Origin of the sequence: Caldivirga sp. (assembly GCF_023256255.1) — an archaeon.
GTDB lineage: Archaea > Thermoproteota > Thermoprotei > Thermoproteales > Thermocladiaceae > Caldivirga.
On record NZ_JAGDXD010000028.1, the window covers coordinates 81145 to 92863 of the forward strand.

General features: G+C 44.7%; 13 protein-coding genes. 4 read left to right on the top strand and 9 right to left on the bottom strand.

Translation table 11 applies throughout. The features are described 5' to 3' along the window. Positions 1-55: 55 nt before the first annotated feature. A complete protein-coding gene (locus Q0C29_RS04795) occupies positions 56-268 on the bottom strand; it encodes a 50S ribosomal protein L24e (protein WP_291999520.1) in 213 nt (70 codons plus the stop codon). 219 nt (positions 269-487) lie between these two features. On the opposite strand from Q0C29_RS04795, the gene Q0C29_RS04800 reads away from it, so the two are divergent. Beyond that, a complete protein-coding gene (locus Q0C29_RS04800) occupies positions 488-1009 on the top strand; it encodes a nucleoside-triphosphatase (protein ID WP_291999521.1) in 522 nt (173 codons plus the stop codon). Here the strand turns inward: Q0C29_RS04800 and Q0C29_RS04805 are convergent. Then, positions 1002-2171: an MFS transporter gene (locus Q0C29_RS04805; RefSeq protein WP_291999522.1), complete on the bottom strand. Its 1170-nt coding sequence runs from the start codon at positions 2169-2171 to the stop codon at positions 1002-1004. The two genes, Q0C29_RS04800 and Q0C29_RS04805, sit on opposite strands and share 8 nt — an antisense overlap. Positions 2172-2463: 292 nt before the next feature. Here Q0C29_RS04805 and Q0C29_RS04810 point away from each other — a divergent pair, with 292 nt between their 5' ends. Continuing rightward, a complete protein-coding gene (locus Q0C29_RS04810; protein ID WP_291999640.1) occupies positions 2464-3465 on the top strand; it encodes an ROK family protein in 1002 nt (333 codons plus the stop codon). Between the two features lie 6 nt (positions 3466-3471). Here the strand turns inward: Q0C29_RS04810 and Q0C29_RS04815 are convergent, their stop codons facing one another. Genes Q0C29_RS04815 through Q0C29_RS04825 form a run of 3 tightly spaced genes read right to left on the bottom strand, consistent with a single transcriptional unit; the run spans position 3472 to position 5616 of the window. After that, positions 3472-3732, bottom strand: a complete 261-nt coding sequence (locus Q0C29_RS04815) for a 50S ribosomal protein L23 (protein WP_291999523.1) — start codon at positions 3730-3732, stop codon at positions 3472-3474. Between the two features lie 2 nt (positions 3733-3734). Then, positions 3735-4571, bottom strand: a complete 837-nt coding sequence (rpl4p, locus tag Q0C29_RS04820; RefSeq protein ID WP_291999524.1) for a 50S ribosomal protein L4 — start codon at positions 4569-4571, stop codon at positions 3735-3737. Position 4572: 1 nt separating this feature from the next. After that, a complete protein-coding gene (locus Q0C29_RS04825) occupies positions 4573-5616 on the bottom strand; it encodes a 50S ribosomal protein L3 (protein WP_291999525.1) in 1044 nt (347 codons plus the stop codon). A 167-nt stretch (positions 5617-5783) separates the two neighbouring features. Here Q0C29_RS04825 and Q0C29_RS04830 point away from each other — a divergent pair, with 167 nt between their 5' ends. After that, entirely contained in the window at positions 5784-8054 is a 2271-nt protein-coding gene (locus Q0C29_RS04830; RefSeq protein ID WP_291999526.1) for a DEAD/DEAH box helicase, read from the top strand. A gap of 121 nt (positions 8055-8175) precedes the next feature. Here the strand turns inward: Q0C29_RS04830 and kdgK are convergent, their stop codons facing one another. The 4 genes from kdgK to rrp4 all read right to left on the bottom strand — a co-directional run bounded on the left by kdgK (position 8176) and on the right by rrp4 (position 11150). Next, complete coding sequence (gene kdgK / locus Q0C29_RS04835; RefSeq protein WP_291999527.1) at positions 8176-9144, bottom strand: bifunctional 2-dehydro-3-deoxygluconokinase/2-dehydro-3-deoxygalactonokinase; 969 nt, start codon at positions 9142-9144, stop codon at positions 8176-8178. Positions 9145-9232: 88 nt separating this feature from the next. Beyond that, complete coding sequence (locus Q0C29_RS04840) at positions 9233-9979, bottom strand: ATP/GTP-binding protein (protein ID WP_291999528.1); 747 nt, start codon at positions 9977-9979, stop codon at positions 9233-9235. Then, complete coding sequence (locus tag Q0C29_RS04845; protein ID WP_291999529.1) at positions 9972-10274, bottom strand: signal recognition particle subunit SRP19/SEC65 family protein; 303 nt, start codon at positions 10272-10274, stop codon at positions 9972-9974. Before Q0C29_RS04845 ends, Q0C29_RS04840 begins: the two co-directional genes overlap by 8 nt. 153 nt (positions 10275-10427) lie before the next feature. Next, the gene (gene rrp4 / locus Q0C29_RS04850; protein WP_291999530.1) at positions 10428-11150 is read right to left on the bottom strand and encodes an exosome complex RNA-binding protein Rrp4; all 723 of its coding nucleotides are present in this window, start codon (positions 11148-11150) and stop codon (positions 10428-10430) included. A gap of 150 nt (positions 11151-11300) precedes the next feature. On the opposite strand from rrp4, the gene Q0C29_RS04855 reads away from it, so the two are divergent. Further along, positions 11301-11657, top strand: a complete 357-nt coding sequence (locus Q0C29_RS04855) for a DUF2203 family protein (RefSeq protein ID WP_291999531.1) — start codon at positions 11301-11303, stop codon at positions 11655-11657. The last annotated feature ends 62 nt before the right edge of the window (positions 11658-11719 follow it).

The window sequence follows — 11719 nt, forward strand, 5'->3', positions numbered from 1 at the left end:
GCAAAGTTAACGAACGTACCTATGGAGGTTAATCCACTAACGTGCAGTGTTCATATCACTTACTGGAGGATTTTGATTGAGCAGTGGACTTAGCATGCTTTAGTTTTCTAACCCAAGCCTGCTTTTGCGGGTTCTTACCCATTTTAACCATGCTTACGAAGCACCTCCTACTGCAGAACCGTAGGACCACTCCATCAACCCTAACGTACATTAACCCATAGCCAGGCGGTATGGGTCTTCCACAGTACGAGCAATTGTAAATCCTCACAATCCCTCAATTCCCCTGTTCTTTTAAATTTGACGCATTAATCGCTTAGAATCACTACTTAGTGTGAACCGCGGAGTATCAGCTAATTTTATTAACCCACGTTAAGCAATGATTGACTTATGGTGGTTATTCACCTTCCTGCTTCTTCGCTTTCCCCTAAGGCTACTTTCCGCACCCACCTATGCTTAGCTTAAAAGCAGCCAAGTGGGTTTAAGCATGATGCAGGGTGTCTTCGTGACGGGACCGCCTGGGGTTGGTAAAACAACCCTAGTTGTTAAGGTGACTAGTAGGCTTAAGGAGGCTGGTGTTAGGGTCGTGGGCTTTTATACGTTAGAGGATAGGGAAGGGGGCGTTAGGGTTGGTTTTAGGCTGGTTAATGTTAATAATGGTGAATGGAGGTGGCTGGCTCATGTTAATAAGGTGCAGGGGCCAATGGTTGGTAAGTATCATGTTGATATTAATGCGATTGAGTGGGGCTTAACCTTACTTAACGAAGTAGGTGACCTTTACGTTATTGATGAGGTTGGCCCCATGGAGATGAAGCATCCCTCATTTCTAAGGAACATTGAGAGCATCATTAACTCAAAGCGCTTCCTCATTACTGTCCATGTTAGGATGAGTAATTGGGTTAACTCATACTTAAGCCTCAGCAAGATACTTAAGTTAAGTTATGCTAATAGAGATGCTGCGGTTAATGAGGCACTCAATTACTTAAAGGTATTACTTAATAAACCTAATTAATTCTAGCTGAGACTGTTAAAGTTCCTTTACTTGCTGGCTTAAACTCAGGTAGCTTCAAGTATGCCACTGCTGCCCCAGCCCTAGCTGCTGCGTCAATCACTAGGAGATACTTAACAGCCTCCTCAATCCCCACCACAAGTTCAGTTACAGTTAATGCTGCGCTACCTATGAGTGAACCAACTAATGTTCCAGTACCATAGACGGCATTGTATATTGTTATTGCGCTCTTCTTGTCCCTTGAATTATCGAAGAGGTAGGCCATGTAGGCTGTGTTTGATACTGAGTTAGTGAAGCCGGCTACTATGTTCATTATGAATAATTGGTAAACGCTAGTGCTGAAAACGTACATTAATGGGAACGTTACTAGAAGGAACCTGCCCAGGAACATCATTAGTCTCCTATGCTTATCCACAAGTGAACCAACCGGCCTCTGGAGGATTAACGTTGATGTTCCGCCTACTATGCTTAGTATAGCCACTTGCTCAGTGGTCATGTTGAATACGTAGTATTGCGCAACTGGGAATATTGGCCAGGCGAAGGACCAGACGACCGCAAATAGGAATGTTGCGCCCAGGAATCTTTCAATACCCTTAACGCTCTGCCTAAGGTTGCCTGAATCCACCCCATCATACTTAACGTTATTTAACCTAGTCAACACCATGAAGTTGCTCATTATGAGTAGCGCAGCGGTTAAGAATACGTACCTAGCCAGGGAGTAATCACCCCTAATCACTAATCCCGCTATTAATGTGGCCAGTAAACCACCTATTGACCCGAAGAAGCCGTACTCAGCAAGAACCCTACCCCTAGAGCCTCTACTTGCTCTCTCTAATAGTAGTGCCCACGCGTATGAGGAAACACCACCAATGGCAGCAATGAATAGGTAAGTAATAACATAGAGTATTGGATTACTGTAGGAGATGAACGCCATCAGTAACCATAAAGTAGCCAACGTTACTGTTGATAACCTAAGCAACTTAACGGGTTCACTGAGCTTCCTTAATGGTAACTGAGTTACCCCTGCAAAGAAACCGTTTGCGGATGAAATTAAACCTAAGCCAATATTAGGTACCCCACTGGCGACTGCCAGGAAACCCATGAACGGTTGTGTTAAACCATTGGCTAGGTTCTGAATTAGCACGTATAATCTCAGCTTATCCACAAATAAACCACACTGACCATTGAATATTTAAATCTATCCTCTCAACAGGTTAATGATGCGCTTTGACATTTATATTTCCAAATTCGTAATCTACTCATCACTTAAATAATCATGCCTAGGCTTTACTCACTTAATTGGAAAGACTTAAGGGCACTTTCAATAAAAGTATGAACCCAGGCATTGAAGTCTTATGCGGGAAGCAACTATGAAAAGGGTCATGAGGCGAAACATGAAGAAAACTTTTAGTTAATGCTTTAAAAAATCCTAGGCATAAACTACGGTGAAGGTGAATATGGTGCAGTACTACTTAGGCGTAGACGTGGGTGCAAGCTTCATTAGGATAGGCGTGGTTGGGTTAAACGGTGAGATTATTGATAAGGTTAAGGTCCCCATGCCCCAGGAAGGTGATGAAGACACTGTTGCTAACATAATAATTAAGGGAGCTAAGGAGAATTTAGGCAAGTACCTATCCTCAGTTTCAGCAGTGGGGATAGGGTCAATAGGTCCCCTTGACCTGAAGGCTGGTAACGTTCTAATAGCCCCTAATTTAAGGTGGAGGGTTAAGAGGTTTAGGCTCTATGCCCCATTGAGGAGGGGGCTTGGGTTACCTGTAGTAATAGGTAATGATGCCATGGCGTCAGTCTGGGGTGAGTACCTATTCGGCCAGGGGGTTGGGAGGAATAACGTAGTTTACATAACCTTATCCACAGGTATAGGAATGGGTGTTGTGGTTGATGGGCACCTCCTAGTGGGTAAGGATGGTAACGCTCATGAAATGGGCCATGCCGTTGTTGATATTGAGTCAGATCTGCAGTGCGGCTGCGGGGGCTATGGGCACTTGGAGGCTATTGCTGGTGGTGGTAATATACCTAGGAGCGCCCGGTGGTACCTTGAGAAGAGGTATAGGGGACAGGTGAGTGAATTAGCTTTAAAGGTTAAGGAAGGTAGGGCCACTACTCCAGACTTATTTAATGGATTCAAGAATGGTGATCCATTTGCGCTGGAGTTCATTGACTATGTACTTAAGGCTATTGCGGCTGGGGTGGCTAACACAATAAATGCCTATGACCCTGAAGTAGTGATACTGGGTGGTAGTGTCTTCCTTAATAATGTGGATGTGATAATGGATGGGTTAAACAGGTACGTTAAGAGGTATGTTGCTAATAGGATGCCTGAAATAACGGGCACGCGCTTCGGGGATGACATAGGAATAATCGGCGCCGCGGCGTTAGCCTTAAGGGTACCTGAATCACTTAAACCATTCATTGAGTTGCAGGAAAAGGAACTGCATTAGGCTTGGTCACAGTAGTCCTAGGTTGGTTAATAGTTCAATGGCGTTGTTTTCGCTTGATAATCTTACGTAAGCCTTCTTCTCCCCCTCCATTGTTATCAGAGTCCTAACGTTAATGACTTTAACCTTATACGCCTTCTCCACGTAATCCCTGATCACCTTCTTATTAACGCTCCTAGGCACTACAACGGTTAACGTATTCTCCTTCTCAGCCAGCCTAATAGCCTTCTCAGTTAGAATGAACCTAGTGATGATTGGTTGACTGGACATGCTCACTCACCTACATTGAAAAGCTTCCCACTGCTTAACTTCTCAATAGCCCCCTGAGTCCATAATGTTAATCTACCCGGCACACCGCCAGGCGCTAGGTGGAGTACACTTAGGTTGTCTACGTAAACCACGTCGACTCCAGCCATATTCCTAACTGCCTTAATCACTGGTGCATCCTTCCTGGAAACAACCACTAACACACTCTTAGGCTCCTTATACCTCCTACCCCTCATCTTACCCCTCCCAGCCCTAATCCTCACGTTACGTTGAGCCCTAAGTACATCACTCCATAGTCCAAGAGCCTTGAAGACGGCCTTAACATCACTAGCCTTACTAATTCCCTCAAAATCATTAACCACAACCAGCGGTATTGCCTTAACATCCCCAACTAAGTGCCCCCTCGCTATTACGAGTTCCTTAACGGCTGTGGCTGCTATTGCTGACCTAATTGCAAGTATCCTCTCCTTCCTATTAATCCTCTCCCGCAGCCTCTTCTCAACCTTAGGTGGATGCGCCCTCCTGCCCTTAACCACGTTGGGTGCGATCCTGGCCCTTGGCCACATGTTACCCTTAATCCTAGGAACCCTAGCTATACCTAGGCCCGTACCGAAGCTTACAGCAGATGTCCTTAACCCAGCCTCCTTATCGGTGCCCTTTGGTTGAAGCCTAGCCGTTAATGCACTCAACACTGCCCTTCTAATTAAGTCAAACCTTATTGGGGTCTTAAAATGCTCAGGTAGGTTTACCTCACCTACAGCTTCACCGTTTAGGTTCAGTAATTTAGCGTTGGCCGGGACCTCGTACTTGTTCTTAAGTAATGGGGATAAGTCAATGCTCACTTCAACTCACCCCACTTACACCCATTGTGCTTACCCAAGTTACGCTTGGGGCTTGAATCTGCCTAAGATCATAGTTGAACGGTGGCCTAATTGGGTATCTGAAAGCAATAAGCCTCTTAACAACGCCTGGTGTTGAACCCTCAATGAGCACGTAGCCACTTCTTATTATGCCGTAATGCTTAAACCCACCCTTAGGCGTCACCTCAGCACCATTATCGCTTATCTTAAGTATCCTCTTATTATACTCAGTGCGCCTATGGAACCCCATTTGCCCCATCCTCGGTTGAGTATACATTACCGCAGGCTTAGGCCCAACTGTACCAGTCCTTCTTGAACCCTTCCTATGCTTATGCCACCTGGGCAACTCCTTAACGCCAAACCTCTTAATTACACCCTGGGTCCCCTTACCTTTAGTAACCCCTATGACATCCACTAGTTGACCAGGCTTAAAGACATCAGTGGGCTTAACCTCCTTACCTAATAACCCTGAAGCGTACTTAAACTGCTCATCAATGGTTGGTACACCACCAACTGGTATTTCAAGAACCTCAGGGGTCTTCTTACCTACACCAGCCTTATAGGGTTGGGTCATTGCAATAACCTTAATGTAACTTACCGAGTCAAGTAGACCCTGCAGGTCAGTAAGCGCCTTATCCGTATTAAACTTCTCAGGTAATGTAGGTATCCTCCTCGTAATATACTTCTTAACTTCATCAGTAACGCTAACCCAGGCTTCCCCAACGCTCACTAACTCTGACTTAAGTGGGTTAACTGCGTAGGCTCTTAAACCAACTACGTAAAGTGGAGGAGTCTCAACTACTGTAACTGCTTTAATAAGTTCCTTACCGAAGAATGGGCTTGTCTTTCTATCATCAACCACAGTAACGTGAACCATACCGGCCTTATAACCAACGAAACCCAGGAGGGTGGGTTTACCTAAGTTAACTATAGGCCAATTGCGTATTCTAGGCACTATATCACTGGCCCTCTTCCTAGGGTAGTAGGCCATGGATCCTCTCCTAGGCCTATGAATCTTCAACCCCACTATAAGACACCTTAGCAGTGGGTTAATGAATGAGGCCTTTTTAAGCTTTCTAGATGATGACTGACGGGGCGCGTTTAGCCGTCAAGGCCCTTCCCTTAGCTTAAAGCTTAAACTTTAAGTCACCTATAATGATAAGAAATATTAAGCAATAGGATGCAACCCCCTTAGTGAACATTGAGGAGCTACCGCTGCCAAGCGTGCTTAGGGACTTCCTAATTAGTAAGAGGGGCATTAGAACATTATACCCACCCCAGGAGGAGGCTATTAAGGCTGGCTTACTGAATGGTGAAAATGTACTAATGGTTTCAGCCACAGCCTCAGGTAAGACACTACTAGCTGAGGTAGCGGCTATAAACAATATCTTAGTTAATGATAAGAAGACGCTTGTGGCAGTTCCCTTAAAGGCATTAGCCTTCGAGAAGCTAAGTGACTTCAACACGTACAGTGAATTAGGCATTAGGGTGGCTGCATCAACAGGTGACTATAATAGTGAGGATAAGTGGTTAGGCTCTTATGACATAGTAGTAACCACCTATGAGAAACTTGATAGTCTGCTTAGGCTTAAGCCGAGCTGGATATGGGAAGTTGGGCAACTCATCATTGATGAAATACACTTCATTAATGATGATGAAAGAGGACCAATCATAGAGTCGATTGTAGCTAAGTTAAGGATGCTTAACCTTAACCCACAGATTATTGGGTTAAGTGCAACAATAGGTAATCCTGAAGAATTGGCTAATTGGCTTAACGCTAAGCTCGTTAAGTCAAACTGGAGGCCAGTCAGCCTGAGGGAGGGCGTCTACCATAAGGGCGTAATAACCTACGTTAATGACGGCGAAAGGCGGATTAGTGGGCAGGGTGATTCACTGGTAAACCTAACGGTGGATACGCTGAACGATGGTGGGCAAGTACTCGTGTTCTCATCGTCAAGGCAGGGCGCAGTGAAGATAGCTAGGAAGCTAGCTGAATACGTATGCTCATCCCCAGTTAGGTACATTGACCCCACTGAGGCAAATGAATTAGCTGAGGAGGTTAAGGAGGCTTCCTCATCAAGGATACTTGCCGAGGAATTAACAAGCCTAATAAGGTGCGGCGTATCCTTTCACCACGCAGGTCTTGAATTAGAGGTTAGGAGAATAATTGAGGAGGGATTTAGGAGAGGCGTATTAAGGGTTTTAGCCTCCACAACAACCCTAGCCGCTGGGGTTAATCTACCTGCACGTAGGGTTATTATTAATGAGTATAGGCGTTATGAACCAGGCTTCGGCTTCATTGAGATACCTGTAATGGAGTATAAGCAGATGGCTGGTAGGGCAGGTAGACCAGGCCTTGACCCCTATGGTGAAGCAATAATAGTGGTTTCAAGTAAGGATGAGGTGGATTACGTCATTGACAAGTACATTAAGTCCCCGCCTGAGTACGTTAAGTCAAACTTCATGAACACCACTTCACTCAAATTCCACATTCTATCCGCTGTGGCAAGCCAATATGCTGATACAATTAATGAATTGGTTACGTTCATTTCAAACACGTTCGCTGGATTCCAGGGTAGATTATCATCAGTAATCCAGGCTAATTCAATTAGGAGGATGATTAGTAGGATTATTGATGAACTAGTGGATTACGGCTTCATCATTAAGAATGGGGATAAGCTTGAGGCCACTGAGGTTGGTGCAGTGGTGAATAGGATGTACCTTGACCCGGATACGGCTCATGTCTTCATAATGGGTTTAAACAGCCTTAACAATGAGGCTGACTTAAACGCTTATTCACTAATGCTTGTCGTTAAGTCACCTAAGATACCTAAGGTTAAGGTGAGGAAGAATGAGGTTGATGACTTGGCTCAACAGGTAGTCTCAATGTGGCCCTCAATACCGCTTAAACCCAGTGATGAGGATGAGTTACTTAATTACCCCGAGGACTACGAGGACCTCCTCTCAGAGTTTAAAACAGCCATGGCGCTCCTTGAGTGGATTAACGAAGGCAGTGAGGACCAGGTAATGAAGACTTATGATGTGCAACCAGGGGACTTAAGGGTTCTCTCAGATCAGGCTGAGTGGCTGATAGGTGCACTTCAGGAATTAGCCAAGACACTAGGGTTAAGTAGTAGTATTGTGAACGGGTTAAGGACACTTAGGTATAGGGTTAAGTACGGTGTTAATGATGAATTACTGGAATTAGTCGTTAACCTTGAGGGTGTGGGTAGGGTTAGGGCTAGGGCTCTCTATAACGCTGGCTATAGGACGATAGAGGACTTAGCTAAGGCAACCGTAAGTGACTTAACCAAGATACGTGGAATAGGGGATAAGATTGCAGTATCAATACTGGAGCAAGCCCGCCAGTTAGTTAAGGATGGTAGGGTAGTTAAATTTAATGAAACCATGGTTAAGGGAAGAACTAGGCGCAGTGGGGGTGGTTTACTTGATCACCTGTACTAACCCGCATTCCACGTCATACAGTTCCATTAAGGTTCACATCATTAAGTTGACGGCAATATTCAATTTTACCACTTGAGAGGCATAAGTAGGGGAAAAGCAGGCTTCCAACTATTGAGGTGGTTTACCTTAGCTCCACATCGCTTAACCCATAGTTGCGTAGAAAGACTTCTAAATCAGCTTCTCTTGGCAGGTTCTCTTCATCACCCCTAACCATAACTACCATGGCTGCTGCAGCAGATGCCCTAACTATAGCCTTAGATGGTGGAAGTCCCTTAAGCACTGATGCAAGGAAGACACCTGCGTACGCATCTCCTGCACCTATTGGATCCTTGACAGGTACTTGGAAAGCCTTTGAGCTTACTGTTTCACCATCCCATCTAGCCACTGAGCCCTTAAGCCCCATCTTTAAGATAACCCTACTTATCCCAAACCTCGCCTCCGCCTCCTTGAAGACGCCTTGAGGATCCCTTGTACCAAACAGTAGTTCCCCCTCATTTTCATCAAGGAAAAGTACATTAACATTCTTGAGAACCCCCTCGACAGCCTTAACAGCCTCCTCAATACTCGGCCAAAGGAGTCTCCTAATGTTTACATCGAACGAAACCATTACGTTGCGCCTATGGGCTACCTCAACACCCCTCATCACAGTCTCCCTGGCTGAGTCACTTATAGCCATGGTTATGCTGGTGGTGTGGAAGAACCTTGAACCAGCAATGTACTCTTCATCCAAGTCACTGGGGCTTAATGCTGACGCCGCTGAACCCCTCCTATAGTATAATACAGTACTAACCCCTGGTACTGGGTAACTTCTTTGAACAAAATATATCCCAGTTGGCCTCTCAGGGTCAAACTTAACCCTGGAAACGTCAACTCCCTGCCCCCTAAGCCACTCATATATGAAGAAGCCGAACTCGTCATTACCGAGCCTTGTTATTAATCCACTACTGAGCCCAAGCTTAGAGACGGCTACGCACACATTAGCCTCGGAGCCTGCTGAATGCTTCTCAAAATACGTCACATACCTTAATGGACCCTCAGTCACTGCATTAAACTGGACGAGCGGTTCACCTAAGGCCACTAAGTCAGGCATAAGGGTTCATTTAGCCCAGGTATTAAGCTATGCTGCCATACTGCATGAGCTTAAGTAACTATACTACGGAATGACTGGTGGCTTAACCTTACGATGGCTTATCACCACCAGTCAATATCTGCTCCATGATTGCGTGAAGCCTATCTAACCCTTGTCCATTAACAGAACTTACTGGTATTGGTTCAGGCACAATGTTGACACTCCTAATCACGCCACCTATCCTTGATACTAACTCTGACCCACCCTTAACCTCTAGGTAGTCAGGGTCCTCAATCATGTTCTCTATTTCCTCAATCTCCTCCTCAGTCAGTAAATCAACCTTATTAAGTACATTAACTTGAGTCTTCTGAATCCTCAACTGAACCGATAGGGATAGTAGGAGACTTGAAGCTAGGCCTAGTGGGGTTCTGGCGTGTACTGAATCTATTACGAAGAGCACCATGGACTTATCCATCGTTAACCTATCCACCACTAAGGGTCCCGTATCCCTGAAAGCGAACATCTCAAGCTGACCCGGTGTATCCACTATTAGGTACGTTGGATCAAGATCATTTATCTGCTGCTTAATGTCATCAATCCTAGTCACTATTAGGTCAACGGCCGCTATTAATGATGCATTTGGGCCAAGCTTATACTTCCTCATTATGCTCCTGGCTGATACGTAATCCCTAATGTCAATATCAGGGGTATAAGGCAGGTACTCTGCGGCTGGGTCTAGGTTAAGTATGCTGACGTAGTTGTCCTGGTTCTCTAAGTAATCAGCTAAAGCTGAGGTTAACGTTGACTTCCCTGAACCAGCTGTTCCAGTTATGAAAACCGCAAGTATGTTAACCACCCCTCCTACTACTCTTCACGAGTTGCGCTAATTTCTTAATAAGGCTTCTCCTACCATACCCTTCAACCTTATAAACATATAAGCACCCTGCGGAGTCCTCCTCAAACCAATGCCTAGGGTGCCTCTTCTCAGGGTGCGCCTCATATTTAAGCCCAAGCGTTGAAGCTGCCTTAACCAATTCATCCAATGTAGGCTTTTCAACAGCCAACTGCCTAGGCACAACCCTACCATTACTCCTGCTTACCGTCGAGTCAATGTTAATCCTCCACACCACCCAGTAATCCTTCTTACCCATTTCAGTAAATCGCAGTAAAATGGTATTTAAACTTGCTTAAGCAAGTTCAGCAACATAACCTTAATTCCCCGAATTTTCCCTTTAACTATTAAAGTAACCTTACGATCAATTGCTAACGTCGTTTAAAGCCATTGCTCTGAATCTGATTTAAGCCTATGGTAATCCAGCCGTAGACTTATAACTCTGTATTATTGCCTTAACCTTATCCATTAATCCACTTTGATGACTCTCCTTCTCAATGAATTTAATAGTCTGTGATGCGAATAATTCATCACGCTTACTCCTGCACCTAACCCATATCCTGCCATTCTGGCCTACTGTTACGTCACAGTTGAGTTCATCCTTAAACATGTTTACCATAGACCCCTTCTTCCCTATAACCCTAGGCACCTTAACTGGGTCTATTTCTATAATAGTCCCGTCCTCAATCCTACCTAGCCTAGACTCCTTAATAGTTAACGTTACTGGGTAATCCTTAGCCAGGTTGAAGTCGCTTATTTTAGCAAGGACAATATCACCTATGTTTAGTATGTTCCTTAAATCAGCGGTGACCACATCAACAGGCTTCAAGGTGGCCTCATTAATGGGGAGGTAGGCTGAGTATGGGGACTTAATATCAATCTCCCATCCATTAACAAGTATATCTATTACGTAACCTATAACTATGTCTCCTTGCCTTGGCTTATAGGCCCCATTTAGTGGTATTACTTGAACCTCCATTGGCTTTACGTCACCCTTAATGTTAATCATGGCCACCGTCGCGGCGTATGCCTTATCCCCCTCCCAGTACACTGATCCAACTATGACGTAATCATTACTCTTTCCACCAATTAAATCCCCAGGTAGCACTATCATCCTGTCGGTAACGTTAAGCATAGGTGAGGGTATTGGGTTGGGAATAATAAGCGTTGCTAATGATTTCGATATCAGGATGAACCTAACTAATTAATACTTTCAGTCACCTCTATAAACCCAGTAATCATTGGATTAATTACGCTTAAATGCAGCGGTAACTGAGGTTAAGTCATGGGTAAGCACACCCATGCCTTCACTGTTGATGAAGCTAACGTAATAATTACGGAAATTAAGCCAGTGTTAGGGGGATTAATGGAGGCGTATAAGGATGGTGAATTAGACATTATACGTAAGCAGTCAAGGTGGCTAATTAAATTATCCCATAGGCTCGGCTTCAGTATAAACACTAGGCTTGGTATTGTTCACTTCCCAACATTATATAAGGGTAATTATGATGCGTTACTATGCTATAGGTTTAGCGAACCTAGGGTGATGTATTGGCATTGGGTTGATAGCGCCGTCAGGATGAGAATAAGGGATGTTAACCTCTTCGGCTCTAAGGGAATTAAGAATAAGGAAGCTGATTAACAGGGATGCATTAATAGACTAGAAACGTTTATAAGCTGTGTAGCAGTGTCGATATCGGATAG